Source organism: Streptomyces sp. NPDC044064 (assembly GCF_056434245.1).
This window is the reverse complement of sequence record NZ_JBWKFN010000004.1, coordinates 118,471-143,952: the sequence shown is the minus strand read 5'-3', so window position 1 is coordinate 143,952 and position 25,482 is coordinate 118,471. Positions and strand designations below refer to the sequence as shown.

Genomic DNA, 25,482 nt, shown 5'->3' with positions numbered 1-25,482 from the left:
GTGCTCCTTCCCCCCCCCCCCTCTTCCCCCCCCCCTCCCCCCCCCTCCCCCCCCCCCCCCCCCCCCCCCCCCCCCCCCCCCCCCCCCACGCAGGCGATCAGTGGATGCGGAGCGGGTCCTTCGGAAGGTTAGAACGCGGCCTCGTCCAGCTCCATCAGGTCCAGGTCGACCTTCTCCGAGATCTTGCGGGCCAGAGTGACGCCCGGCAGGACGTTGCCCGCGAAGAACTTCGCCGCCGCGATCTTGCCCGTGTAGAACGCCTTGTCCTTGGCGGAGGCCGTCTGCAGCTTCTCGGCGGCGACCGCGGCACCCTTGAGCAGCAGGTAGCCGACGATCACGTCACCGGAGGCCAGCAGCAGGCGGGTGGTGTTCAGACCCACCTTGTAGATGTTCTTGACGTCCTGCTCGGTGGCCGCGAGGTCGGTCAGCATCAGGCCGACGATCGCCTCCAGCTCCACGGCCGCCTTCGCGAGGTGCTCGCGGGCGCCCGCCAGCTCCTCGCCGCCGGTGCCGAGCGCCAGGAACTTCTTGATGTCCTCGGCGAGGGAGTTCAGGGCCGCGCCCTGGTTGCGGACGATCTTCCGGAAGAAGTAGTCCTGGCCCTGGATCGCGGTCGTGCCCTCGTACAGGGTGTCGATCTTGGCGTCGCGGATGTACTGCTCGATCGGGTACTCCTGCAGGAAGCCGGAGCCGCCGAAGGTCTGCAGCGACTGGGCGAGCTGCTCGTAGCCCTTCTCGGAGCCGTAGCCCTTCACGATCGGCAGGAGCAGGTCGTTGAGCGCGTGCTCGGCCTTCACGTCCTCGCCGCTCGTCTCCTTGAGCGCGATCGTGTCCTGGACCGAGGCGGTGTAGAGGACGAGGGCGCGCATGCCCTCCGCGTACGCCTTCTGCGTCATCAGCGAGCGGCGCACGTCCGGGTGGTGCGTGATGGTGACCTTGGGCGCGGCCTTGTCCATGAACTGCGCGAGGTCGGGACCCTGGACGCGCTCCTTGGCGTACTCCAGCGCGTTCAGGTAGCCCGTCGACAGCGTGGAGATCGCCTTCGTGCCGACCATCATGCGGGCGAACTCGATGATGCGGAACATCTGGCGGATGCCGTCGTGCTTGTCGCCGATCAGCCAGCCCTTGGCGGGGTGGCGGTCGCCGAACGTCATCTCGCAGGTGTTGGAGGCCTTCAGGCCCATCTTGTGCTCGACGTTGGTGGCGTAGACGCCGTTGCGCTCGCCCAGCTCGCCGGTCTCGAAGTCGAAGTGGTACTTCGGGACGAGGAAGAGGGACAGGCCCTTGGTGCCCGGGCCGGCACCCTCGGGACGCGCCAGCACGTAGTGGAGGATGTTCTCCTCCATGTCGTGCTCACCGGAGGTGATGAAGCGCTTCACGCCCTCGATGTGCCAGGAGCCGTCCTCCTGCTCGACCGCCTTGGTACGGCCGGCGCCGACGTCCGAGCCCGCGTCGGGCTCGGTGAGCACCATGGTGGAGCCCCAGGTCCGCTCCACGGCGATCTGCGCGATCTTCTTCTGTACGTCGTTGCCCTCGTCGTAGAGGATGCCGGCGAACGCCGGGCCGGAGGAGTACATCCACACGGCCGGGTTCGAGCCGAGGATCAGCTCCGCGTACGCCCAGATCAGGGACGGGGGAGCCGTGGTGCCGCCGATGCCCTCGGGCAGGCCGAGCCGCCAGTACTCGGAGTCCATGAAGGCCTTGTAGCTCTTCTTGAAGGATGCCGGGACCGGGGCGGTGTTCGTCTCGGGGTCGAAGACCGGCGGGTTGCGGTCCGCGTCCGTGAAGGATTCGGCCAGCTCGTTCTCGGCGAGGCGCGTCAGCTCCTCGAGCACGCTCTTGGCGGTCTCCGTGTCCATCTCCTCGAAGGGACCGGTGCCGTACAGCTTGTCGCGGCCGAGTACTTCGAAGAGATTGAACTCGATGTCGCGGAGATTGGACTTGTAGTGCCCCATGGTGACGGCTCCGTATAGGACTCGGCGAGGCACTGACTCCTCGCATCGTTCACGTACCAACAAGTAGCTACGATGATGCTACCCGTCGGTAATAAGAAGCAACCCCGAACCGGTCATCTGTGACTCAGTACGCTTTGCTCCATGTACGGCTACGACCAGAACCCGGGTGCCCAGCAGGGGTACGCCCAGCCGCAGCAGCAGATGCCCGGCGGTGCCGGCGGCTATGGCCAGCAGCCGCCGCTGTACCCCGAGCCGTCCCCGCCCTCGCTCGCGGACGCGGTGCGCGCGTTCACCACCGGGCAGGTGACCGCGGAGGACTTCCAGCAGGTCTTCGCCACGTCGAAGGTGTACTGCCCGCGCGGTGACACCCCCGGCTTCCTGGCCCTGCACAACACCCAGCAGCCGGTGATCCCGATGTTCACCTCGCTCAAGGAGCTGCGCCGGTACGCGGGCAAGGAGTCCAAGTACTTCGTCATCACCGGCGCCGAGGTGATCGACCTGCTGCCGACCGGGTACGGCTTCGTCCTGGACATGGAGGGCGAGCACCGGATGGTGTTCGACGCCAAGGCGGTGGAGCAGATGGTCGACTTCGCGATGCGGCGCATGTACGGCTAGACGCCGTTACGCCCTCATTACACCCTCTTTACTTGTCGCACGCATGCCATAGAGTTGGCCCCCTGCAGCCGCGCCCTGCACGCCACCGCCCTCCGGCCGTCGCGTCCGGGTGTCGCGCGGCGCTCTCATCTCCCGGCGAACCCGGGATCTCCTGTGGGGGTTCATCACTGTGCGCATGCGCAGCACCTCGGCCGCGACGGCGCTCGCGGTCCTCTTCGGCTCGGTCGCGCTGAGCGTTGCCGCGGCGGGCTCCGCCTCGGCCGAGTCCGCCGTCCTCACCCAGCCCGTCGGCCTCGTCGCGGACGGCGCCCTCCAGCGTGTCTTCGTCGCCGACCAGGACAACGGACGGATCCTGGCCACCGACTACAAGGGCACCCTGGTCGGCGTGAACGTCGGCTTCGGCCGCCCCAGCGATCTCGCGCTCTCCGACGACGGCCTCACTCTGTACGCCGCTCTGCCCACCAGCCACGAGATCGTCGCCCTCGACGCCGCCACCCTGCAGGTCAAGACCCGCTACGCCCTCGGCGACGGCGTCGACCCGCGCGAGGTCGCCTTCGCGGGCGGACGGCTCTGGTTCTCGTACCGGATCACGGGCGAGGACAGTGCCTTCCACGGCAACCTGGGTTCCGTCGACCCGGCGGCCGACGCGGCCGCCGCGGTGACACTCGGACAGCTCCCGGACACGGTCGCCCCGTACTACAACGCGGCGGTCCTCGACGCCGACCCGTCCGCACCCGGCCGGCTGGCCTTCCTCGACAGCGGCGACAGCCCGGGCGCGGTGAACGTGCTCGACGTCTCCGGCGCCACCCCGCAGGTGGTCGCCAAGAGCGACGGCGGGTACAACTTCGCTGACGTCGACCTCGTGGCCGGCGGCTCCCAGGTGCTGTTGAACGGCTCCCGGAAGCTCTCGTACGCCGACGGGACCTTCACGGAGGCCGGGAGCCTGACGGACACGGGCTGGTCCGCCGACGTCTCGCCGAGTGGTCTGGTCGCCCAGGCCTACGACCGTCATGTGAACGTCTACAAGCAGGGCGCCGGCACACCCGTGCGCCGCTTCGAGACGGGGACGTCGTCCAGCATCGGCGAGGTGGCGTGGGCCCCCGACTCCTCGCGGCTGTTCGCCCTCGCCGGTACGGGCAACACCTTCGTCCTGAAGGCGTACACCGGCCCGACGCTCAGTGTGCCGACCCTCACGGCCGACGCGCCCGCCTCCGCGACCCGCGCCAAGCAGCTCACGGTCAAGGGCAGGATCACGGCGAACGTGCCGCTCCCCACGGGCGCGAAGCTCGCGGTCACCCGGACCGACCTGGACAGCCCCGGCGGCAAGGCGCTGCCCGCCGTCACGGTGAAGGCGGACGGCACCTACTCCTTCACGGACACCCCGCCGGCCGGCGGCACGGTCACGTACAAGGTCGCCTATGCGGGCGACGCCGAGCACACCTCGGCCACCGCCTCCGACAAGGTCGCGGTCTCCCGCGCCGCGTCGACGCTGACCCTGAACAACAACGGCAAGCTGTACAACCACGGCGCCGATGTGAAATTCACCGCGCACCTCGGCACGACGTACAAGAACCGCAAGGTCGAGATCTACGCGGACCCCTTCGGCTCGGACAAGCCGAAGAAGCTGGTGAAGTCCGGCACCGTCAACACCAGCGGCAATCTGTCCGTGACCCTGGACATGTCCCGCGACACCGCCGTCACCGCGGTCTTCGCGGGCGACTCCCGCTACCAGCCGAAGACCACGAAGGTCACGGCGTACGCCCGGGTCAGCGTCTCCACCGCCGTCTCCCGGCACTACAGGACGGGCAAGATCGGCTCGACGACGTACTACTGGTTCCACAAGAGCACCGACCCCCTGCTCACCACGACGATGAGCTACTACCCGGGCCGTAAGCAGCGCTTCGATCTCCAGGTCTACTACCAGGGCTCGTGGCACTCGGGGGACTCGCAGTACTTCCCGCTCGGTACCAACGGGAAGTCGGCCGTCCAGCTCGGGGCACCCGGTGAGTCGGGCATCCGGGCCCGGATGCGCTCCGTGTACGTCAACGGCTCGTCCGGCGACTCCGTGAACTCCACGACCTACGGCTCGTGGAAGTACCTGTACTTCAGCAACTGACCCAGCCGACCCAAGCGCCCGGCTGCCCGTGCGACATCGACGGCCCGGAGGGAATGCCCTCCGGGCCGTCGGTGTTGTGGGGTGGCAGAAAGTTCAACGCTCAACTAAAGTGGGCGCACAAGGAGGTACCGACCATGCCTGCAGTGACCGTCGAGAACCCGCTGACGCTGCCCCGTGTGACCGCGCCGGCCGACGCCGTGGCACGCCCCGTGCTGGCCGTCACGACCGCTCCGAGCGGTTTCGAAGGTGAGGGTTTCCCGGTGCGCCGGGCGTTCGCCGGGATCAACTACCGCCACCTCGACCCGTTCATCATGATGGACCAGATGGGCGAGGTGGAGTACGCGCCGGGCGAGCCCAAGGGGACCCCGTGGCACCCCCACCGCGGCTTCGAAACCGTCACCTACATCATCGACGGGATCTTCGACCACCAGGACTCCAACGGCGGTGGCGGCACGATCACCAACGGCGACACGCAGTGGATGACCGCGGGCTCGGGCCTCCTGCACATCGAGGCCCCGCCGGAGTCGCTGGTCATGTCCGGCGGTCTCTTCCACGGTCTGCAGCTGTGGGTGAACCTCCCGGCCGCGGACAAGATGATGGCCCCGCGCTACCAGGACATCCGCGGCGGCAACGTCCAGCTGCTGACCTCCCCCGACGGCGGCGCGCTGCTGCGCGTCATCGCGGGCGAGCTGGACGGCCACCAGGGCCCCGGCATCACCCACACCCCGATCACGATGATCCACGCGACCCTCGCCCCGGGCGCCGAGATCACCCTGCCCTGGCGCGAGGACTTCAACGGCCTCGCGTACGTCCTGGCGGGCCGTGGCTCGGTCGGCACCGAGCGCCGCCCGATCCAGCTGGGCCAGACCGCGGTGTTCGGCACCGGCTCCTCGCTGACCGTCCGCGCGGACGAGAAGCAGGACTCGCACACCCCGGACCTCGAGGTCGTCCTCCTCGGCGGCCGGCCGATCCGTGAGCCCATGGCCCACTACGGCCCGTTCGTCATGAACACCCAGGACGAGCTGATGCAGGCCTTCGAGGACTTCCAGAAGGGGCGGCTCGGGACCATCCCGGCCGTGCACGGGATGACCGAGGGCGGTCTGTAGGAACGCACGCGGAGGCCGGGGTGGTGGCTGCGGCCGTCAGCCCCAGGTGCGTGAGCACAGCACGAGGCGGTAGCCGTCCGGGTCCGCGACCGTGACCCCGTGCGCGTCCCAGTACGGGTTGTGCGCGGGGATCCGGGTGCCCCCGGCGGCGACCAGGCGCTCGACCAGGGCCTCGTCCACGGGGGCACCCAGGTAGACGACGAACAGGTCGTCCACGGTCGGGGTGGGCTCCAGGGGGTTCTCGGGGTCGTGGGTCAGCTCGAAGTGCCAGGCCCCGCCGGGCGGACCGACCATCAGCAGATCGTGCTCGCCCGGCACCCGCTCGGTGGTCCGCCACAGCACGTCGAGCCCGAGGCCGGTCACGTAGAAATGCTCGGCGGCGGCGAGATCCCGCGAGGGCCGGGCCACGCGGACATGCGTCGATGCGTCGATCATGGTCATGACCGCGACCCTACGGCCCGAATTGACGGTGTGTCACCTGCACGGCCCCTACGACGGGCGCGCTCCGGGCGGCCGTGGTGGCATGGGCGCATGTCCACGCCGCCGGCCCTGTTGCCCGAGCCCGTTCGCCGGTTCGCCGCCTGGTGTGCCGTGCTGCTGCTCGTCGCGGGCGTCGGGTGGGTCGGGGTACGACTGTGCGGGGAATTCAGGACCGCGGTCATCCCGGTGCTGCTCGCCCTGCTCGGGACCGCCCTGCTCGGGCCCCTGCACCGCAGACTCGTGGCCGCGGGCGTGCAGCGGTCGCTCGCGGCCGGGGTGACCTGTGTGGCCGTCGTGGCCGTCGTCGGTGGTGCCGTCTACATCGTCGTCGCCGCGCTCATCGACACCGGCGACCAGATCATCGCCTCCCTCCGGGAGGCCGCCAGGTCCGTGGCGCAGCACTTCGGGGCCGCGGGGACCGGGCTCGACGACCTCGCCGCCAACTCGCGCAAGCTGCTCAGCAAGTTCGGCGGGACGGCGGCCTCCAACGTCATCAGCGGGGTCAGCGTCGTCGGCGAGAGCCTCGCCATGGCCGTTCTCGCCCTGCTGCTCGTCTTCTTCTTCCTGCGCGACTCCCACCGCGTCGTCGACAACCTGCGGGCCGTCGCCCCCGGGGGCACCGCCGACACCCTGGAGGCCATGGCACGCCGCGCCTACGAGGCCGTCGAGGGGTTCATGCGCGGCACCACCGTCATCGCCCTCATCGACGCGACCCTCATCGGCATCGGCCTGCTGATCCTGCGCGTGCCCGGCGCCGTCGGCCTCGCCGCGCTCGTCTTCGTCACCGCCTACATCCCCTACCTCGGCGCCTTCCTCTCCGGCGCGATCTCCGTGCTGGTCGCCCTTGCCGACCGCGGCTTCGTCATCGCGCTGTGGGCGCTCGGGGTCGTGGTCGCGGTGCAGGTGCTGGAGGGACATGTGCTCCAGCCGGTGATCCAGAGCCGGACCGTGCAGATGCACCCCGCGGTGGTGATGCTGGCGATCACCGCCGGCGCGTCCGTCGCGGGCATCCTCGGCATGCTCCTCGCGGTGCCCCTGACCGCCGCCGCCTTCGCCGTCGTCCACGAACTGCGCGCGCGTTACGGCGCGCCCGCGCCGTCGGACTCGTAGAGCTCGAACCAGATGCTCTTGCCCGCCCCCCGGGGGTCCACCCCCCATGCGTGGGCGAGCAGTTCGATCAGGAGCAGGCCGCGGCCGGAGGAGGCCAGCTCGCCCGGGTCGCGCAGGTGCGGGAGGTCGTCGCCGGCGTCCGTGACCTCCACCCGCAGCCGGCGCCCGCCCGGCTCCCCGGTGACCTCGGCGAGCAGCAGCGAGTCGGCGTCGGTGTGGACGAGGACGTTGGTGATCATCTCGGAGACCAGCAGCACCGCGGAGTCCACCTGCTCGCCCGAGGCCCAGTCGTGCAGCAGCTCGCGCAGGTGCCGGCGGGCCTCGGCGATCCGCTCGGGCTCGTCCTGCGCCACCGACAGCAGCGTGCGCCGCACCGCGGCCCGTACGGCCGTGTCGTCGCCGGGCCGGCACAGCAGCAGCACGGCGATGTCGTCCTCGCGGCGGTCCGCCAGCGGGCCGGTGGTGTGGTGCGAGGACGGCCCCTGCACGCCCTGGACGAGCGCGTCGGCCAGCGACTCCATGTCGCCCCGGTGGTCCTCCAGGATCGCGCGGATGCGCCGCCAGCCGCTCTCCATGTCGTGTCCGCCGGTCTCGATCAGCCCGTCGGTGCAGATCATCATCGTCTCGCCGGGCTGGAGCGTGAACCGGGTCGTCGGGTAGTCGGCGTCCGGGTCGATGCCCAGCGGCAGCCCGCCCCGGGTCGGCCGCATCATCACCGTGCCGTCGGCCATCCGGATCACCGGGTCCGGGTGCCCGGCGCGGGCGATCTCCAGCGTCCCGGTCGCCGGGTCGGCCTCCACGTACAGGCAGGTCGCGAAGCGCATGTCGGTCATGTGCTCGTCGTGGGTGATGCCGTGCAGGAAGCGGGAGGCACGGGAGAGCACGGCGTCCGGGCGGTGCCCCTCGGAGGCGTAGGCGCGCAGCGCGATCCGGAGCTGGCCCATCAGGCCGGCCGCCCGCACGTCATGTCCCTGCACGTCCCCGATGGCCACCGCGAAACGGCCGCCCTGGGACGCCGTCCGTGAGGTGCCCCCCGGCAGCGGGATCATGTCGTACCAGTCGCCGCCGACCTGCAGGCCGCCGCCGGTCGGGACGTAGCGGGCGGCCAGGCTCATCCCTGGGACCTCCGGGCCCAGCGAGGGCAGCATGGAGCGCTGCAGGCCCTCCGCGAGCTCCCGCCGGGAGTCGGCGGCACCGGCCCGGGACAGGGCCTGCGCGAGCATCCGGGCGACCGTGGTGAGGACGGCCCGCTCGTCGGGCGTGAAGGCCACCGGGTAGGTGAAGGCCGCCATCCAGGCGCCCATCGTGCGCCCGGCCGCCGTCAGCGGCAGGAACGCCCACGAGTGCCGGCCGAACTTCTCGGCGAGCGGCCAGGTGACCGGGTAGCGGTTCCTGTAGTGCCCGGGCGAGGAAAGATAGACGGCCCGGCCGGTGCGTACGACCTCGGCGGCCGGGTAGTCCGTGGCCAGCGACATGTGCGAGAAGGGGCCCCCGTCGCCGGGCTGGTGCCCGTGGTGGCCGATGATCGTCAGCCGGTCGCCCTCCACGCCGAACACCGCGAGCCCGTCCGGGGAGAACCCGGGCATCGACAGTCCGGCGGCGACCCGCAGCACCTCCTGGGTCGACCGCGCCTCCGCCAGCGCCCGGCCCGCGTCCAGCAGGAACGCCTCCCGGGAGCGCCGCCAGTCCCCGGTGACCGCCCTGCGGCCCGCCGGTGTGCCCGGGGTCGGCTCGGTGACCTCCTGCAGGGTGCCGATCAGCTCGTAAGCGTGCCGGGCGGGGTCGTAGGACGGTTTCGAGCGGCTGCGTACGACCCGTACGATCCGCCCCTGCTCGTCCATGATCCGGATGCGCACCTCGGCCAGCGTGCCCTCGGCGACCGCCAGTTGCACCACCCCGGTGATCTCGTTCCAGTCGACCGGATGAAGGCGGGCCCGGGTCCGGGCCTCCGTGAGCGTGGCCGGCTCCGCGGGCAGACCGAGCAGCCGCGCTGCCTCCGCGTCCACGGTGACCAGCCCGGTGGCCGTGTCCCAGTGCCACAGCCCGGTCGCGAGAGATACGAGCACCTCGTTCACGGGCGGCAGGGACTCGCCTGTGCGCATTGCCCCACTTTAGGAAGATCTTTCGAAGGGGGGCCACTGTAGGAAGATCCGACGGGTGACCGTCGCTGTTGGACGTGTCGCCGAGGCGAGCGGGCCGATGCAGGGCAGGTGGGGGTGAACCGGGTGGCGGGCGGGAGGAAAACGTGGGGAGCCGATCTTGGCCTGGCCGGTACCCTTGATGGGTCCGGGCCCCGTGCCCGGCTACCGCCGGAGCGGCAGCCCCGGCACTCATCACCCCACCACGAAGGACGATGAACGACGATGCATCGGTACAGGTCCCACACCTGCGGCCAGCTCCGCGCCTCTGACGTCGGCACCGACGTCCGGCTGAGTGGCTGGCTGCACAATCGGCGCGACCTGGGCGGCATCCTCTTCATCGATCTGCGCGACCACTACGGCATCACGCAGCTGGTGGCCCGTCCCGGCACGCCCGCCTACGAAGCCCTGGACAAGATCTCCAAGGAGTCCTCGGTCCGCGTCGACGGCCGGGTTGTTTCACGTGGAACCGAGAACGTGAACCCCGACCTGCCCACCGGTGAGATCGAGGTCGAGGTCGGCGAGGTCGAGCTGCTCGGCGCGGCCGCCCCGCTGCCCTTCACGATCAACGCCGAGGACGGGGTCAACGAGGAGCGGCGCCTGGAGTACCGCTTCCTGGACCTGCGCCGCGAGCGCATGCACCGCAACATCATGCTGCGCACGGCCGTGATCTCCGCGATGCGGCACAAGATGGCGGCGATGGGCTTCAACGAGATGGCGACGCCGATCCTGTCCGCCACCTCCCCCGAGGGCGCCCGCGACTACGTGGTCCCCTCCCGTGTGCACCCGGGCAAGTTCTACGCGCTGCCGCAGGCCCCCCAGCAGTTCAAGCAGCTGCTGATGATCTCCGGCTTCGACCGCTACTTCCAGATCGCGCCCTGCTTCCGCGACGAGGACGCCCGCGCCGACCGTTCGCCGGGCGAGTTCTACCAGCTCGACATCGAGATGTCCTTCGTCGAGCAGGAGGACATCTTCCAGCCGGTCGAGAAGCTGATGACGGAGCTCTTCGAGGAGTTCGGAGGCGGCCGTCACGTCACCTCTCCCTTCCCGCGGATCCCGTTCCGCGAGGCGATGCTGAAGTACGGCTCCGACAAGCCGGACCTGCGCGCCAAGCTGGAACTGGTGGACATCACTGATGTCTTCGAGGGCTCGGAGTTCAAGGCGTTCGCGGGCAAGCACGTGCGCGCGCTGTCGGTGCCGGACGTCTCCGCCCAGCCCCGCAAGTTCTTCGACCAGCTCGGTGAGTACGCGGTCGAGCAGGGCGCCAAGGGCCTGGCCTGGGTGCGCGTGGCCGAGGACGGCTCGCTGTCCGGCCCGATCGCGAAGTTCCTGACGGAGGACAACGTCGCGGAGCTGACCAAGCGTCTGTCGCTGGCCGCCGGCCACGCGGTCTTCTTCGGCGCGGGCGAGTTCGACGAGGTCTCCAAGATCATGGGCGCGGTCCGCGTCGAGGCGGCCCGTCGCGCCGGCCACTTCGAGGAGGGCGTCTTCCGCTTCTGCTGGATCGTCGACTTCCCGATGTACGAGAAGGACGAGGAGACCGGCGGGATCGACTTCTCCCACAACCCCTTCTCGATGCCGCAGGGCGGCCTGGAGGCCCTGGAGACCCAGGACCCGCTGGACATCCTCGGCTGGCAGTACGACATCGTCTGCAACGGCGTCGAGCTCTCCTCCGGCGCGATCCGGAACCACGAGCCCGAGATCATGCTCAAGGCCTTCGAGATCGCGGGCTACGACCGGGACACCGTCGAGGAGAAGTTCGCGGGCATGCTCCGCGCCTTCCGCTTCGGCGCCCCGCCGCACGGTGGCATCGCCCCGGGTGTGGACCGCATCGTCATGCTCCTCGCCGACGAGCCCAACATCCGCGAGACGATCGCCTTCCCGCTCAACGGCAACGCCCAGGACCTGATGATGGGCGCCCCGACCGAGCTGGACGAGACCCGCCTGCGGGAGCTGCACCTGAACATCCGCAAGCCGCAGCCGAAGTAAGGCACAGGCAGGACGGAAAGGGCTCGAGACCGGCATCGGTTTCGAGCCCTTTCCCATGCGCATCTCGATTCACAGCTCTCTCCGATGTTCCCGGGCGTACCCCGGCTTCTACGGTCCTGGCCATGACGGAGACTCAGGAAGCCCAGGGAAGTGGACAGTTGAAGCGCCGTACGGTGCTGGCGGCCGGTGGCGTGGCCGTGACGGCGGTGGGGGTCGGCGGCGCCTTCGCCGTCACCGCCTCCGCGCAGGAGGAGGCCGCGGAGGACACGTGCTGCACGCTCACCTCCGAGCTGGTCGAGGGCCCGTACTACATCGACGCCGACAAGATCCGGCAGGACGTCACCGAGGACGAGGAGGGCATACCCCTCGCGCTCACGCTCAAGGTGATCGACGCCGAGACCTGCAAGCCGCTGCGGGACGCGGCGGTCGACATCTGGCACTGCAACGCGCTCGGCATCTACTCCGGGTACGAGGCGATGGGCAGCGGTGGCGGGGGCGGCGGCCCGGCGCCCACGGGCACCCCGACCGGGACGCCCACGGGCACCCCGACCGGCGCACCGCCCTCCGGCGGCCCCGGCGGCGGGGGCGGCGGACACCAGGAGCCCACCGACGACGAGCGCTACCTGCGCGGCACCTGGCGCACCGACCGGCACGGCCACGTCACCTTCCGGACGGTCTTCCCCGGCTGGTACCAGGGCCGCTGTGTGCACATCCACGTCAAGGTGCACGTGGACGGGACGTGGACCGACGCCGGCTACGAGGGCGGCCACACCTGCCACACCGGCCAGCTGTTCTTCGCCGAGAAGGCGGTGCTGCTGACGGAGGACGTGGAGCCGTACTCCACCAACACCACGACGCGCACCACCCTCGACGAGGACACGATCTACCCGGGCAACGGCCACCCGGGCGGCCTGCTGTATCTGAAGTACGACAGGAAGCACATCGCGCGGGGCGTGCGCGCCCGTCTCACCCTGGGGGTGGCCCCGGACGGGACGAACAGCGGCAGCTGACACCCACGTCAGCCGTCACCGCCCTGCTCGCCTTCCGGTTCGCTCTCCGTGCCGTACTCCGCGTCGTTCTCCGTGTCGGGTGAGGCACCGTCCTCCAGCAGCCGCTCGGCGATGTCGTCGGACCAGCGCTGTGCCCAGGCGCGCAGGGCGGTGACCTGCGGTTCGGTCAGCCCGTGCCGGACGAAGTCGGCATCCGCGTACCAGTCCGTGCCGGTGAGGCGGGACTGGAGGGTGGGCAGGTCGAAGGGGTCGTGGGCGTGCCGGCGGCCCAGTGCCTCCAGGCCGGGGAGGGAGAAGCGGGTCGCCGCCGCCTGCGCGTCGATCAGGTCGACGGCCGCGCCCCGGTCGTACAGGGCACGGATCTTCGTGCCGACGGCGTCCTCCAGGGAGAGGGCCGGGCCGTACTCGGTCAGTTCCGGAGGCTGCCAGAAGACCTCCTTGTGCAGCGCGAGCACGCACGGCTCACCGGTCGGCGGGTCCGTGACGGTCAGTTGCGCGGTGAGCGCGGTGACGGCCCCCGGCCGCACCTGCCGCCCCCGCACCTCCAGTGCCGCGCCGACGGCACCGGCGATCCGGTCCATGGCCTCGGCACTCTCGGTCGCGAAGTCGAGGTTGGCGTGCGGCCGCTCCAGCAGCCCGTGGGCCTGCAGGGCGTAACCGCCGGCGAGCACGAGGACGTGGGGGCTGCCGACGGAGACGACGTCCGCGAGGAGCCGGCGGTGGGGTTCGGGAATGTTCACGGGAAGATTTTTCTGGCTTCCTGTCACACACGGGCGACGACGCGGGTCAGAGGGGTGTCCGTCACTCAGTGATCGCTCGTTGGGAGCCTCTCATGCGTACCGCACACATCGTCGTCACCCTGCTCGCCGCGCTGATGGCCGGGTTCTCCGGGACCGTGTTGCTCCTGCGGGCGCAGTGGATCGTGCAGGCGCTCACCGACTACCGGGTGCCGCAGGGGTGGTGGACCCCGCTGGGGGTGGCCAAGGCCGCCGGCGCCGTCGGGCTGGTGGTGGGGCTGTTCGTGCCGTTCGTCGGGGTGCTGGCGGGGGCCGGGCTGGTGGCGTACTTCCTCGGCGCCGCCGTGACCGTGGCCCGGGCCCGGTGGTACTCGCACGTACCGTTTCCGCTCGTCTACGCCGCGCCCGTGGTCGCAGCGCTCGTGCTCGGGCACCTGGCCTAGCCGGAAGGAAAAGTGTGCGGCGCGGCAACTTTCCCGGGAGCGGCGGCCACTGAGGGGTCGTAAGGCTTCTTCAGCAGACCCTAAGGACTCCTCCGTGGCAGCTCCCTCCCACCGCCGGTCCCTCCGCGGGCGGCGCACCCTCGCCGTGTCCGCCGCCGTCGTGGCCGCGGGCGTCGGCGCCGGTGTGTTCGTGATGAACGCGAACGCCACCGCCGCCGACCTCTACCACCAGACGCTGCCCGCCAAGGACGGCTGGGCCGCCTCCGGCACGGGGACCACCGGCGGAGCGAAGGCCGACTCCGCGCACACCTTCACCGTCTCCACCCGGGCGCAGCTCGTGAAGGCGCTGGGGTCGGCCTCCGACACCACGCCCCGGATCATCAAGGTCAAGGGCACCATCGACGCCAACACCGACGACAGCGGGAAGAAGCTGTCCTGCGCCGACTACGCGGCCGGGACCGGCTACTCGCTCTCCGCCTACCTGAAGGCGTACGACCCCTCCGCCTACGGCCGCTCCAAGCTGCCCTCCGGTACGCAGGAGAAGGCCCGCGCCGCCGCCCAGGCCAAGCAGGCGAAGAACATCGTCTTCAAGGTGCCCGCCAACACCAGCATCGTGGGCGTGCCCGGGACGAACGCCGGCATCACCGGCGGCAGCCTCCAGGTGAAGGACGTCGACAACGTCATCGTCCGCAACCTCGCCTTCTCCGCCACCGAGGACTGCTTCCCGCAGTGGGACCCGACCGACGGGGACGACGGCAACTGGAACTCCGCCTACGACGCCGTGACCCTGCGCGGGGCCGGCCATGTGTGGGCGGACCACAACACGTTCACGGACACGCCCCGCCTGGACCGCGCCAACCCCAGGTACTACGGCCGCGAGTACCAGATCCACGACGGCGCCCTCGACATCACCAAGGGATCCGACCTGGTCACCGTCGAGCGCAGCCGGTTCGTCGACCACGACAAGACGATGCTGATCGGCAGCAGTGACACGGACAGCACCGGCAAGCTGCGCGTCTCCATCCACCACAACGTGTGGAAGGGCATCGTGCAGCGGGCACCGCTCGCCCGCATCGGCCAGATCCACGTGTACAACAACGTGTACGACACGACGACCCTCGACGGGTACGCCCCGCTGTACAGCATCAACTCCCGTGCCAAGGCGCAGGTCGTCGCCGAGGACAACTACTGGAAGGTGCCGAGCGGCGGCAAGGTCTCCAAGCTGCTGAGCGGCGACGGCACCGGGTCCGTCGCGGGTGGCGGCAACCTCGTCAACGGCACCGCCACCGACCTCGTCGCCGCGCACAACGCCGCCTCGTCCAAGAAGATCAGGACGACGGTGAACTGGACGCCGGCCCTGACGGCCGGACTCGAGACGTCGGCGAAGAACCTGCTCACGGAGCTGGCCACGACGACGGGCGCGGGCGTGCTCTCCTAGCCGCCGCCCGTACGGCCGAGGGGCCCGGGAACCGTGTGGTTCCCGGGCCCCTCGGTCATGACCGGCTTATGCGTCCTGGCCGCCGAAGCGCTCCTTGTACGTCTCCAGGTCCTCGTCCGTCAGCTTGGCGAACAGGACCGGCGGGACCGTGAAGGGGGTGCCGGCCGGGACGGAGGTGAGGGACTTCGCGGTCTCCGGGGTGGCCCAGGCCGCGGTGTCGTCCGCCAGGGAGAACGCCTCCCGCATGGTCTTCGCCGTCGCCGGGATGAAGGGCTCGGAGACCACCGAGTAGAGGTGGATGAGGTTCATCGCCGTGCGCAGGGTGAGGGCCGCGCCGTCCTTGTCGGTCTTGATCTCCAGCCAGGGGGCCTTCTCCTCCAGGTAGGAGTTGCCGGCCGACCACAGGGCGCGCAGCGCGGCGGCCGCCTTGCGGAACTGGAGGGCCTCCATGTGCTCCTCGTACTCCGCCAGCAGGCGCGCGATCTCCTCGCCGAGCCGCGTCTCCGCCGCACCCGGCTCTCCGCCCGCGGGGACGTCGTCACCGAAGCGCTTGCGCGAGAAGGACAGGACGCGGTTGACGAAGTTGCCGAGGGTGTCGGCCAGGTCCTTGTTCACCGTGGCCGTGAAGTGCTCCCAGGTGAACGACGAGTCGTCGGACTCGGGCGCGTTGGCGATCAGGAAGTAGCGCCAGTAGTCGGCGGGGAGGATCTCCAGGGCCTGGTCGGTGAAGACGCCCCGCTTCTGCGAGGTGGAGAACTTGCCGCCGTAGTACGTCAGCCAGTTGAAGGCCTTGACGAAGTCGACCTTCTTCCAGGGCTCGCGCACGCCCAGCTCGGTGGCCGGGAACATCACCGTGTGGAACGGTACGTTGTCCTTGGCCATGAACTGCGTGTAGCGGACGTCGGTGTCGACGTCGTGCCACCAGGACTTCCAGTCGCGGTTCTCCGGGTCCTGGTCCGCCCACTCCTTGGTCGCGCCCAGGTACTCGATCGGGGCGTCGAACCAGACGTAGAAGACCTTGCCCTCGGCCGCCAGCTCCGGCCAGGTGTCCGCCGGGACCGGGACGCCCCAGTCCAGGTCACGGGTGATCGCGCGGTCGTGCAGGCCCTCGGTCAGCCACTTGTGGGCGATGGAGGAGGCCAGCTGCGGCCAGTCCTTGTCGTGCCGGGCGACCCACTCGCGGACCTCGTTCTCCAGCTTGGACTGGAGGAGGAAGAGGTGCTTGGTCTCGCGGACCTCCAGGTCCGTGGAGCCCGAGATCGCCGAGCGGGGGTTGATCAGGTCCGTCGGGTCGAGGACGCGGGTGCAGTTCTCGCACTGGTCGCCGCGGGCCTTGTCGTAGCCGCAGTGGGGGCAGGTGCCCTCGACGTAGCGGTCCGGGAGGAAGCGGCCGTCGGTGGGTGAGTACACCTGGCGGATCGCGCGCTCTTCGATGAAGCCGTTCTCGTTCAGCTTGCGGGCGAAGTGCTGCGTGATGTCGCGGTTCTCGGCGCTGGAGCTGCGGCCGAAGTAGTCGAAGGCCAGCGCGAAGCCGTCGTAGACCGCCTTCTGCGCGTCGTGCGCCTGGGCGCAGAACTCGTCGACCGGGAGGTTCTGCTCCTTGGCGGCCAGCTCGGCGGGGGTGCCGTGCTCGTCGGTCGCGCAGATGTACAGGACGTCGTGGCCGCGCTGGCGGAGGTACCGGGAGTACACGTCCGCCGGGAGCATGGACCCCACCATGTTGCCCAGGTGCTTGATCCCGTTGATGTACGGAAGGGCGCTGGTGATGAGGTGTCGAGCCATCGCGGGCTGCTCCCAGGTCGCTACGTGTACGAACCTTGAAATCGTAGCCGACGTGTGTATGCCGCCCGCTTCCCGTTTTACGGGGTGAGAAGCGGGCGGCATGGGGGTGCGGGGGGTTATGGGCTGTTACAGCCGGTTATGGCTGTTCACGGGCGCCAGTTCGCCAGTACGCCCTCGTACAGCTCCGTGTCCGTCAGCTCGCGCGGGGTCGGGCCCGCGTGGAAGAAGGACGTGTTGCCGGTCTTCAGCTTGCGGAGGTAGTCGAAGGCCTTGTTGTCGTGCTCGCCGAAGGCGACGAAGGAGAAGAACACGGAGGGGTGGTTCTTCGCGGCCTCGGTGAGGGACTGGGTGGCGGGGGTCTTCGCGTCGGGGGCGCCGTCCGTCTGGAAGATCACGAGGGCGGGGGTGGTGTCCCCGCTCTTCTCGCGGTGGGTGAGTACGGCTTCCACGGCGGCGTGGTAGCTGGTACGGCCCATGCGGCCGAGGGTGGCGTGGACGTCGTCGATCTTGGTCTCGTGGTCCGGGGCGAGGGTGAGGTCGGTGGTGCCGTCGACCTCCGTGGAGAAGAGGACGACGTGGACCGTGGCCTCGGGGTCGAGGTGGGCGGCGAGGGCGAGGGTCTGGTCGGCGAGGGCCTGGGCGGAGCCGTCCTTGTAGTACCCGCGCATGCTCGCCGAGCGGTCGAGCACGAGGTAGAGCTTCGCTCGGGTGCCGGTGAGGTCGGTCTTCTCGAGGGTGGTGGTGGCTGCGTTGTAGGCGGTGGTGAGGGCGGGGGTGAGCGCGGCGGTTGCCTCCGGCTCCGGCTGCGGTTCCGCCTCGGCGGTTGCCTGCGGCTGCGGCTGCGGTTCCGCCTCGGCTTCGCCTTCGGCGGTCTCGTTCCCACCCGCACCACCCGTGCGGGTTTCGTTGTCGGCTGCGGGTGGCCCCTGCGGGGCGTCCTCGCCGTCGGCGGCCTGCGGGGCGTCGTCCGCTGCTTCCGCCTCGGCTTCGCCCTCGGCTGCCGGCGGCTCCGGCTCTGCCTCGGGGGCGACCTCGGCGGCCGGTTCGTTCTCAGCCGCCGGGGTGGCCTCTGCGACGGGCTCCGCCGCCACGACGGGCTCGGGCTCGGCCACCGTCTCCACCAGCGGCTCGACCTCGGCGACGGGCTCCGCCACCGGCTCGCTCTCCGGCTCGGCCTCAGCGGCGGGCTCCGCCACAGGCTCGGCGTCGGCCTCGGCCACCGGCTCAGCTTCTGCTGTCGGCTCGGCTTCGGCTACCGGCTCCGCAACGGGCTCGACTTCCGCCACCGGCTCGGCGACCGGCTCAGCTTCTGCCACAGGCTCGGCGTCGGCCTCGGCCACCGGCTCGGCTTCGGCTGCCGGCTCCGCAACGGGCTCGGCTTCGGCCTCGGTCACCGGCTCGGCCTCGGCCACCGGCTTGGCGTCGGCCTCGGTCTCTGCCGTCGGCTCGGCTTCGGGCTCCGCCGCCTGCTCGGTCTCGGCGACGGGCTCCGTCACCGGCTCAGCCTCTGCCACCGGCTCCGCGACGGGCTCAGCCTCGTCCGCGGGCTCCGCCGCCGGCTCGGCCTCGGCGACGGGCTCCGTCACCGGCTCGGTCTCTGCCGTCGGCTCGGGGGCAGGTTCTGTCGGCGTGGGGACCGTTACGTTGTCGAAGGCTGCCGACACCAGATCGTGCTCGTCCGGTGAGGCGGAGCGGGGCTCGGGGATCTCGGGGGTCGGGGTGGGGGTCGGCTCGGTTGCCGGGGAGGGAATCGGTGCCGGTTCCTGGTGCTGCTCCTGCGAAGGAACGTGTTCCGCACCCTCTGCTTCGGCGGCACGCGCTTTGCGTGACCGGCCGAACGCGTTCAGCAGGAGAGTGAGAATGCCCATGTGCGCAACCCTTCGCGTGAGTTGATGCCCGTCAATCCCTGGCCAGGACGGACACGTAAGGTTAGCGGCCTGGGATTGCAATCTTGGGGAGGGGCGAGTCTCAGCCGAGTCTCGACCGCATGTCAGTGTGGCGACGCGATGGCTCTCGCCGCAGCCACTTCCTGGCGGAGGGGTTCCAGAACGCTCCCGGACGGGCCCGTGAGGTCCGTGCGGACCGCCACCAGGGTCTCTGCCTCTCGGACTCCGTCCGACAATTCTCTCAGCTGAAGGGACACTTGGGAGATTTCGGCCGGTGACGGGGGCGGGGCTCCGTGTCTCACCCGGACCCGGGCCGCTGTCGTCGCGTCGACGATGCGTTCCACCGCGACCACCAAGGGCCACCAGGCCGCCGCGCGGCGGCCGGTCGGCGGGGGCTCCGTCAGGGCCCGCTGGAACTCCGTGCGGATGGTCGAGAGGTCGCGGTAGAGGCGGCGGCGCATACGGGCACGGGCGGCGGGGTCGGTCTCCGCGCCGAACGCCGCGTCGACGTAGGCCGCCGTGTCCGCGACGGCGTCCGCCAGGCGGTCGCCGACCCGGGTGTGCCAGCTCTCCGGCCACAGCAGATAGCCGGCGATCAGGGCGATCGCGCAGCCCATGAGGGAGTCCAGGAGGCGGGGGAGCAGGAGGGCCGTGCCCTTGTGGTTCAGGATGTTCGAGAGGAGGAGGATGACCGGGGTGATGGCTGCCGTCTGGTATCCGTAACCGCGGGGGGTCAGGGCCGGGATCAGGGGGGCGAGGACGAAGATGACGGGCACGTCCCACCAGCCGGGGGGTACCTCCGCCAGTACCGCCGCCGCGATCACCAGGCCCGCAACGGTGCCCAGCGCCCGCAGCAGAGCCCGTGAGAAGACCGAGCCGAAGTCGGGCTTGAGGACGAAGGTGATGGTCAGGGCCACCCAGTAGGAGCGTGGGACGGCGACGAGGGATACCAGGGCCTGCGCGATGCCGATGCACAGTGCCAGGCGCAGGCCGTAGTGCCAGGAGTTCGCGGAGAGGACCACGTTGCGGGCCGCGCGGGCCGTGCGGATGCTCGGGTTGGCGGGGCGGCCCAGGCGGTCGTCGATTCCGCGGGGGTCCACGTCGGGGGACGTGACGACCTCGGCCGTGTGGCGCAGGGCGTGGTCGACGGCCCGGGCCGTCTCCGTGGTGGGGGTGGGCAGGTGCGGCAGGGCTATCGGGCCGGTGAAGCCGGTCTCGATGGCCTCGGCCAGGTGGCGGACCGCCTCCGGGACCTCCGGCGGGAGCGGGCGCCCGGCCAGGTGGACGGCGGGTGCCGCCTCCACCACAGGTGTGATCGCGTTCAACTGGGCGAGGAGCCGGGTGAGTTCGCGGCTGCGGCCGTGGTGGCGGGCGCGGTGGGCGAGGATGAGGTCGTAGGCCTGGTTCAGGGACTGGGTGACCTCGAAGCGGATGGTGGTGTAGCGGTCCGGGCCGGCGCAGGCTGCCAGCAGGTCGGCCACCTTGCGGTATGCGGCCCCCACCGACGCGCGCTCCGGCACCCCGGCCCGCAGGGGCCAGGCGAGCAGCGCCAGGGCGAGGACGAGCAGGCCGCCGCCGCTCATCAGGGCCGGGGGCAGCCACCAGGGGCCGGGGAGCGGAAGTCCGGCGCCGATCACGGCGTTCAGGAGCAGCAGCAGTCCCGACACGGAGGACACCGCGCCGATCGTCGAGATCATTCCGGACATCAGGGCGACGCCGGTGACGGCGGCCACCGCGTACCACCCCTGGCCGTACACCAGCGAGCCCACGGTGACGCCCACCGCGCCGAAGAGCTGGGGGACCGCGATGTTGACGATGCGCATGCGGTAGGCGTCGGCGGTGTCGCTGATGACGCCGGACAGGGCGCCCATGGAGGCGAGCGCGCCGTACGTCGGCTGTCCGGCCGCGAGTCCGATCGCCAGGGGGAGTGCCATCGCGACCGCGGCCCGGGCCATCGCGGCCCAGTTGAGGGGTGCCGGGTGGGGTTTGAGGTTCCGGACCAGCCAGTCGGGAGGGGTGAGGCCGATGGGGAACTCGCGGGACATGCACCCATTATGGCCGCTTGGCTCCGGCCCCCGGGGGGTCATCTGCGCTGGTGGAGCGTGATGTCGACGACGAGCGCGCGGTGGTCGGTACCGGTCAGGCGCAGGAAGCGGGCGTCGGTCGCGGAGAAGTCAGGGGTGGAGAGCAGGACGTGGTCGATCTGGGCGCCGATGACCGGGGACGTGCGGGAGGGCCAGCTCGGAGTGCGGTCGTGACCGGCGAGCCGGGCGGCGTCGGTCAGGCCGGCGTCCAGGACGCGGCGGAAGGCCGCGTGGTCCTGGGAGGCGTTGAAGTCACCCGCGAGGACCGTGGGCGTGCGGGGATCGGCCGCGGCGAAGGCGCGCAGCCGGCCCAGTTCCCGCTGCCAGAGGCCCACCTGGCGGGCGAGCGGGGGCATGGGGTGGGCGAGCTGGACCCGGACGGCGTGGCCGCGTACGTCGGCGACGGCGCCGGGCATGCCCATCGTGCCGCGGACGCCGGCCGTGCCCTTCAGCGGGAAGCGGCTCATTATGAGCGAGCCGTGGGAGCCGCCCGCGGCCACGGCCTGCCGGTGGGGGTAGGCGTGCGCGAAGTCCCGTTCCAGCGTGGCCTGGCAGGTGTACTCGCACTCCTCGACGAAGACGAGGTCGGGGCGCAGCCGGCGGATCTGCGGGACCAGGGCGGGGGTGCCGCGCCCGAACTCGACGTTCGAGGTCAGCACACGCAGGGCGGCGAGGGGCGGGCCGGCGGGTTCCGTGGTCTTCCCGTACGGCTCCAGGTACCAGGCCAGCAGCCCCAGTACGGCGACTCCCCACACCAGTCCCGGCCACCAGCGGGTGAGCAGCGCGCACAGCAGGGCGGCGCCGGTCGGCACGAGCAGCCAGGGCAGGAAGGCGAGCAGCTGCGGCACGGGCGTGATGCCGTCGGTGCCGGCCACGCGACAGCCGACGACCACGCTGACCCCGGCGAGGAGCAGTCCCGCCGACCAGGAACCGAGTCCGCGCCCAGGGCTTCGTGTCACTCCCCGAGACTACGAGCGTGAGTCGACCTCGGTCAGGAACTTCTCCAACACCTGGTTGAACTCCTCCGCCCGCTCCAGGTTCGGCATATGGGCCGCGCCCGCGACGACGTGCAGTATCGAGTCGGGCAGTGCCCGGTGCATCGCCTCCGCGTCCGCCACCGGGGTGTACGTGTCGTCGGCGCCCACGACGACCAGTGCGGGCACGGCCACCGTGGTCAACAGGGGACGGTAGTCGGGGCGTTCGGCGCGGCCGCGCAGGGAGGCCGCGGCGCCCTCGGGGGCGGTGGCCGCCATCATGCCGTGGACGTGGGCCTTGATCTCGGGGCCGGCGTACGGGGCGACCATCTTCTCCAGGACCTCGTCGGCGTAGCCGCGCATTCCCTCGGCGAGCAGCCGGTCGGCCATGGCGTTCCGGCCCCGTCTGCCCTCGGGTGTCTCGGGGTCGGGGAAGGTGTCGGCGAGGACCAGGCCCCGGACACGGTCGCCGAAGCGGTCGTAGCACTCCATGGCGATCTGGCCGCCCATGGACAGCCCGGCCAGGACGAAGGAGCCCACTCCCAGGAAGTCCAGCAGTTCCTCGATGTCCTGGGCATGGCGGGCGAGCGGGACGGTGCCGGGGGTCACCGGGGAGGAGCCGTAGCCGCGCAGGTCGGGGGCGACCACCCGGCGGCCGGCGGAGAACGCGGCCAGCTGTGGGGTCCACATGGTGCGGTCGAAGGGGTGGCCGTGGACGAGGACGAGGGGGACCCGGGAGGAGGATCCGGGGTTTTTGTCCTCGTACGAGAGGAAGGGTGGCATGTGATCGACCCTAGGTGCCCCCAACTCCTCGGTGCAATAAAATCTTTGTTCTCGGTGCAATCGGATGTGCCGGTACGGCAGGTGACTTGTGACGGCAGGTGACCTGTGACCGCAGGGGGGGCTTGTGGACGACTACCGGCGTATCGCCGACCGGATCGCGGGTGACATCGGCGGCGGCCGGCTCCGGCCGGGACAGCGGCTGCCGCCGCAGCGGGCGTTCGCCCGGCGGCACGGGATCGCCGCGTCGACGGCCGGGCGGGTGTACGCCGAGCTCGTCCGCCGCGGGCTGGTGGTGGGCGAGGTCGGGCGCGGTACGTTCGTCCGGGCCACCGCGCCGGACATGCAGCCGGGGCGCGCGCTGACCGAGGCGGCGGGCGGCGCGCCCGTGAACCTGGAGCTCAACTACCCCTCCGCGCCCGGCCAGGCGGAGCTGCTGGCCCCCGCGCTCGCGTCCCTGGTGCGGCCGGACGCGCTGGCCGAGGCGATGCGGCCCGCCCCGGCCGCCGGCAGTGCGGCGGCGCGGGGGGCGGTCGCGGGGCTGCTGGCCGGCGGTGGTCCGCGGCCCGACCCCGACGGGATCCTCTTCACCGGCAACGCCCGGCAGGCCATCGCCGCGACGCTCGCCTCCCTGGTGCGGCCGGGTGGGCGGGTCGGTGTGGAGCCGTTGACGTATCCGCTGGTCAAGGAGATCGCGGGGCGGCTCGGTGTCACCCTGGTCCCGCTCGCGGCGGATGCGGAGGGGCTGCTGGCGGAGTCCGTCGCGGCGGTTCACCGCACCTCTCCCCTGTCCGCGCTCTACCTCCAGCCGACGCTGCACAATCCGACCTCGCTGACCCTGAGTCCGGAGCGGCGGGTGCGGCTGGCCGAGGTCGTCCACAGCCTGGGGATACCGGTCGTGGAGGACCGGATCTGGTCCTTCCTGCACCCTGGCGGCGAACCCGCGCTCGCCGGTCTCGCGCCGGAGCTCGTGCACGTCGTCGACGGGCTGTCCAAGCGGGTCGCTCCGGGGCTCACGGTGGGGTTCGTGGTCGTGCCGGGCGGGCGGGTGGAGGCGGTGGCGCGGGCTGTTCGGTCCGGGGGGTGGAGCGCGGGGTGCTTCGCGCTGGAGGCGGCTGTGCGGTGGATCGGGGACGGGAGTGTGGCGCGGCTGACCGAGGCGAAGCGCAGGGATGCGGGGCGGCGGCAGCGGGTGGTCGCCGAGGAGTTGGCGGGGTTTGCCGTGCGGGCTGATCCGGCGGGGTACTTCGCGTGGTGGGAGCTGCCCGCGGGCTGGCGGGCGGACACGTTCACGGCGGCCGCGCGGGCGCGTGGGATCGCGGTCACCCCGGGTACGGCGTTCTCCGTGGACCCGAGCCGTACGCCGGATGCCGTGCGGGTCGGGCTCGCGTCGGTGCCGGAGGGGGAGCTGGTGCGGGCGTTGCGGGTGCTTGCGGGGGTTGCGCGGGGGTAGGGCCGCCTCGGCTTCGCCTCCGGCGGGGATCGGGTTCCCACCCGAACCACCCGTGCAGCTCTCGTCGTCGGGTGCGGGTGGCCCCTGTGGGGCGTTCTCACCGTCGGCGGCTTGCGGGGCGTCCTGTGCCTCGGTCTCGCCTTCGGCTCCTGCTCGATGACGGGCTCAGGCCCTGGCCCGGGTCGGGGCCGGGGACTGGGGCGGGGTGGGGGTCGAGGCGTCATCGTGGGGGCGGCGGGAGGGGCGGGGCAGGTGCAGGCGGCGGGTCAGCCAGGTTGTCAGGGCCACCGTGAGGCCCAGGGCCAGCAGGAGCCAGGACGTGGTGCGCAGGGTGGCCGTCAGGGCGTCGTAGATCGCGGCCGCCGCGGGGTGCGGGACGTCGGCGGGGAGGCCGGCGAGGGTGAGACTGCGGCCGATGGTGAGGGCGAGGACGAGGAGGGCGCCGCCCAGGGCCGTGCCCAGCGCGGTCGCCGCGACGGCGCGGCGGCGGCGGACGGCCAGGGCGATCCCGGCGACGGCGAAGACGACGGCCGCGACCGGGAGCCAGAAGCCGGCTACTTCGAGCACGTGGAATCCCTTCCTGAGCCGGCCCACCTCGCCCGCCCGGAGCACGGGGACCGCGGTGTGTTCCACCGGGATGCGGGCGGCGAGCGGAATGTGGTCGTCGGTGAGCTGCTGCTTGACCTGGGCGGTGACGGGAGCGAGGTCCACGGTGACCGGGCGCTCGCCCGCGTCCTCGGCCGGGTCCTCCGCGCGCAGGGCGCGCAGGATCGCGTCGTGCGTGACCCGGTTGCCGGTGTCCCAGGCCAGCCGGAAGGCGCGGGTCTGGGTGAAGGAGCGCACCGCGTCGTGCACGAACGGGGCGACCGAGCCGCGTACCCCGCGGACGTCCATCCGCTGGTCCACCTCGCGCAGGATGCCGTCCCCGACCGTCTTCGCCACGGCCTCCCGCACGTCCGGATCGGCCGCGAGCGGGGCCATCGTGGTGACGTACCGGCCCGTGTCGGCGAGCCCGTACGACGCCCAGGCGGCCAGCGCGCCGAACGGCACGAGCAGGCAGGACAGGGCGATCAGTACGGCCGACAGGGAGCTCCTGAGGCGTGGGGGCACCCTTCCAGGCAAGGCCCGCGGGGCCCCGGGAGCGAGCGGTACGACTGCATTCGGGGGAAATGTCAAGCCGAACGGCCGCGCCACCTGGCGGAGCAAGGCATTCCGCTCTCCGGTGGAGGGTTCCTCCGAACGGGTGTTTCCTGGTGCTGGTGAGGAGGGAGTTACAGGGGAGTGGGGGGGGGGGGGGGGGGGGGGGGGGGGGGGGGGGGGGGGGGGGGGGGGGCGGGGGTGGGGGGGGGGGGGGGGGGGTGTTCTTCCTCTCTTCGCTTTGGGGTG

General features: G+C 71.3%; 19 protein-coding genes. 9 read left to right on the top strand and 10 right to left on the bottom strand.

Annotated features, from left to right (window positions below; genetic code table 11):
• Nucleotides 1-128: 128 nt before the first annotated feature.
• The gene (locus tag AC07DS_RS08315) at nucleotides 129-1,955 is read right to left on the bottom strand and encodes an acyl-CoA dehydrogenase (RefSeq protein WP_479143699.1); all 1,827 of its coding nucleotides are present in this window, start codon (nucleotides 1,953-1,955) and stop codon (nucleotides 129-131) included.
• Nucleotides 1,956-2,096: 141 nt separating this feature from the next.
• On the opposite strand from AC07DS_RS08315, the gene AC07DS_RS08310 reads away from it, so the two are divergent.
• The 3 genes from AC07DS_RS08310 to AC07DS_RS08300 all read left to right on the top strand — a co-directional run bounded on the left by AC07DS_RS08310 (nucleotide 2,097) and on the right by AC07DS_RS08300 (nucleotide 5,792).
• A complete protein-coding gene (locus tag AC07DS_RS08310; protein ID WP_479143698.1) occupies nucleotides 2,097-2,570 on the top strand; it encodes an SseB family protein in 474 nt (157 codons plus the stop codon).
• Nucleotides 2,571-2,745: 175 nt separating this feature from the next.
• Complete coding sequence (locus tag AC07DS_RS08305) at nucleotides 2,746-4,686, top strand: YncE family protein (RefSeq protein WP_479143697.1); 1,941 nt, start codon at nucleotides 2,746-2,748, stop codon at nucleotides 4,684-4,686.
• Between the two features lie 134 nt (nucleotides 4,687-4,820).
• On the top strand, nucleotides 4,821-5,792 hold the full coding sequence (locus AC07DS_RS08300; protein ID WP_479143696.1) for a pirin family protein: 972 nt from the start codon (nucleotides 4,821-4,823) through the stop codon (nucleotides 5,790-5,792).
• Nucleotides 5,793-5,828: 36 nt separating this feature from the next.
• Here AC07DS_RS08300 and AC07DS_RS08295 read toward each other — a convergent pair whose 3' ends face one another.
• Nucleotides 5,829-6,233, bottom strand: coding sequence for a VOC family protein (locus AC07DS_RS08295; RefSeq protein WP_479143695.1), 405 nt, complete (start codon nucleotides 6,231-6,233; stop codon nucleotides 5,829-5,831).
• 90 nt (nucleotides 6,234-6,323) lie between these two features.
• Between AC07DS_RS08295 and AC07DS_RS08290 the strand changes: the two genes are divergently transcribed.
• Entirely contained in the window at nucleotides 6,324-7,382 is a 1,059-nt protein-coding gene (locus AC07DS_RS08290) for an AI-2E family transporter (protein ID WP_479143694.1), read from the top strand.
• Here the strand turns inward: AC07DS_RS08290 and AC07DS_RS08285 are convergent.
• Nucleotides 7,352-9,484: a SpoIIE family protein phosphatase gene (locus AC07DS_RS08285; RefSeq protein ID WP_479143693.1), complete on the bottom strand. Its 2,133-nt coding sequence runs from the start codon at nucleotides 9,482-9,484 to the stop codon at nucleotides 7,352-7,354. The genes AC07DS_RS08290 and AC07DS_RS08285 overlap by 31 nt on opposite strands.
• A 261-nt stretch (nucleotides 9,485-9,745) precedes the next feature.
• Between AC07DS_RS08285 and aspS the strand changes: the two genes are divergently transcribed.
• The gene (aspS, locus tag AC07DS_RS08280) at nucleotides 9,746-11,509 is read left to right on the top strand and encodes an aspartate--tRNA ligase (protein WP_479143692.1); all 1,764 of its coding nucleotides are present in this window, start codon (nucleotides 9,746-9,748) and stop codon (nucleotides 11,507-11,509) included.
• A 122-nt stretch (nucleotides 11,510-11,631) separates the two neighbouring features.
• The gene (locus AC07DS_RS08275; RefSeq protein WP_479143691.1) at nucleotides 11,632-12,519 is read left to right on the top strand and encodes an intradiol ring-cleavage dioxygenase; all 888 of its coding nucleotides are present in this window, start codon (nucleotides 11,632-11,634) and stop codon (nucleotides 12,517-12,519) included.
• Between the two features lie 8 nt (nucleotides 12,520-12,527).
• Here AC07DS_RS08275 and AC07DS_RS08270 read toward each other — a convergent pair whose 3' ends face one another.
• Entirely contained in the window at nucleotides 12,528-13,259 is a 732-nt protein-coding gene (locus AC07DS_RS08270) for a nucleotidyl transferase AbiEii/AbiGii toxin family protein (RefSeq protein WP_479143690.1), read from the bottom strand.
• A gap of 92 nt (nucleotides 13,260-13,351) precedes the next feature.
• On the opposite strand from AC07DS_RS08270, the gene AC07DS_RS08265 reads away from it, so the two are divergent.
• Together AC07DS_RS08265 and AC07DS_RS08260 are read left to right on the top strand one after the other, a co-directional pair.
• A complete protein-coding gene (locus tag AC07DS_RS08265) occupies nucleotides 13,352-13,699 on the top strand; it encodes a DoxX family protein (protein WP_479143689.1) in 348 nt (115 codons plus the stop codon).
• Between the two features lie 94 nt (nucleotides 13,700-13,793).
• Entirely contained in the window at nucleotides 13,794-15,137 is a 1,344-nt protein-coding gene (locus AC07DS_RS08260; protein ID WP_479143688.1) for a pectate lyase family protein, read from the top strand.
• Nucleotides 15,138-15,203: 66 nt separating this feature from the next.
• Here the strand turns inward: AC07DS_RS08260 and metG are convergent, their stop codons facing one another.
• The 5 genes from metG to AC07DS_RS08235 form a co-directional block, all read right to left on the bottom strand.
• Nucleotides 15,204-16,919, bottom strand: a complete 1,716-nt coding sequence (gene metG / locus AC07DS_RS08255) for a methionine--tRNA ligase (protein WP_479143687.1) — start codon at nucleotides 16,917-16,919, stop codon at nucleotides 15,204-15,206.
• 146 nt (nucleotides 16,920-17,065) lie between these two features.
• Nucleotides 17,066-18,787 (bottom strand): VWA domain-containing protein, encoded by a 1,722-nt coding sequence (locus AC07DS_RS08250; protein ID WP_479143686.1) that lies wholly within the window; start codon nucleotides 18,785-18,787, stop codon nucleotides 17,066-17,068.
• A gap of 122 nt (nucleotides 18,788-18,909) precedes the next feature.
• The gene (locus tag AC07DS_RS08245) at nucleotides 18,910-20,850 is read right to left on the bottom strand and encodes an FUSC family protein (RefSeq protein WP_479143685.1); all 1,941 of its coding nucleotides are present in this window, start codon (nucleotides 20,848-20,850) and stop codon (nucleotides 18,910-18,912) included.
• 38 nt (nucleotides 20,851-20,888) lie between these two features.
• Nucleotides 20,889-21,848, bottom strand: a complete 960-nt coding sequence (locus AC07DS_RS08240; protein WP_479143684.1) for an endonuclease/exonuclease/phosphatase family protein — start codon at nucleotides 21,846-21,848, stop codon at nucleotides 20,889-20,891.
• 9 nt (nucleotides 21,849-21,857) lie between these two features.
• Entirely contained in the window at nucleotides 21,858-22,646 is a 789-nt protein-coding gene (locus tag AC07DS_RS08235; RefSeq protein ID WP_479143683.1) for an alpha/beta fold hydrolase, read from the bottom strand.
• A 124-nt stretch (nucleotides 22,647-22,770) separates the two neighbouring features.
• Here AC07DS_RS08235 and AC07DS_RS08230 point away from each other — a divergent pair, with 124 nt between their 5' ends.
• A complete protein-coding gene (locus AC07DS_RS08230) occupies nucleotides 22,771-24,096 on the top strand; it encodes an aminotransferase-like domain-containing protein (protein ID WP_479143682.1) in 1,326 nt (441 codons plus the stop codon).
• 165 nt (nucleotides 24,097-24,261) lie between these two features.
• Here the strand turns inward: AC07DS_RS08230 and AC07DS_RS08225 are convergent, their stop codons facing one another.
• Entirely contained in the window at nucleotides 24,262-25,206 is a 945-nt protein-coding gene (locus AC07DS_RS08225) for a hypothetical protein (protein ID WP_479143681.1), read from the bottom strand.
• Between the last annotated feature and the right edge of the window lie 276 nt (nucleotides 25,207-25,482).

Bases quoted from the DNA above. Each gene is read 5' to 3' on its own strand.
- AC07DS_RS08315 (WP_479143699.1), bottom strand. From the start codon at position 1,955: ATGGGGCACTACAAGTCCAATCTCCGCGACATCGAGTTCAATCTCTTC.
- AC07DS_RS08310 (WP_479143698.1), top strand. From the start codon at position 2,097: ATGTACGGCTACGACCAGAACCCGGGTGCCCAGCAGGGGTACGCCCAG.
- AC07DS_RS08305 (WP_479143697.1), top strand. From the start codon at position 2,746: ATGCGCAGCACCTCGGCCGCGACGGCGCTCGCGGTCCTCTTCGGCTCG.
- AC07DS_RS08300 (WP_479143696.1), top strand. From the start codon at position 4,821: ATGCCTGCAGTGACCGTCGAGAACCCGCTGACGCTGCCCCGTGTGACC.
- AC07DS_RS08295 (WP_479143695.1), bottom strand. From the start codon at position 6,233: ATGACCATGATCGACGCATCGACGCATGTCCGCGTGGCCCGGCCCTCG.
- AC07DS_RS08290 (WP_479143694.1), top strand. From the start codon at position 6,324: ATGTCCACGCCGCCGGCCCTGTTGCCCGAGCCCGTTCGCCGGTTCGCC.
- AC07DS_RS08285 (WP_479143693.1), bottom strand. From the start codon at position 9,484: ATGCGCACAGGCGAGTCCCTGCCGCCCGTGAACGAGGTGCTCGTATCT.
- aspS (WP_479143692.1), top strand. From the start codon at position 9,746: ATGCATCGGTACAGGTCCCACACCTGCGGCCAGCTCCGCGCCTCTGAC.
- AC07DS_RS08275 (WP_479143691.1), top strand. From the start codon at position 11,632: ATGACGGAGACTCAGGAAGCCCAGGGAAGTGGACAGTTGAAGCGCCGT.
- AC07DS_RS08265 (WP_479143689.1), top strand. From the start codon at position 13,352: ATGCGTACCGCACACATCGTCGTCACCCTGCTCGCCGCGCTGATGGCC.
- metG (WP_479143687.1), bottom strand. From the start codon at position 16,919: ATGGCTCGACACCTCATCACCAGCGCCCTTCCGTACATCAACGGGATC.
- AC07DS_RS08250 (WP_479143686.1), bottom strand. From the start codon at position 18,787: ATGGGCATTCTCACTCTCCTGCTGAACGCGTTCGGCCGGTCACGCAAA.
- AC07DS_RS08245 (WP_479143685.1), bottom strand. From the start codon at position 20,850: ATGTCCCGCGAGTTCCCCATCGGCCTCACCCCTCCCGACTGGCTGGTC.
- AC07DS_RS08235 (WP_479143683.1), bottom strand. From the start codon at position 22,646: ATGCCACCCTTCCTCTCGTACGAGGACAAAAACCCCGGATCCTCCTCC.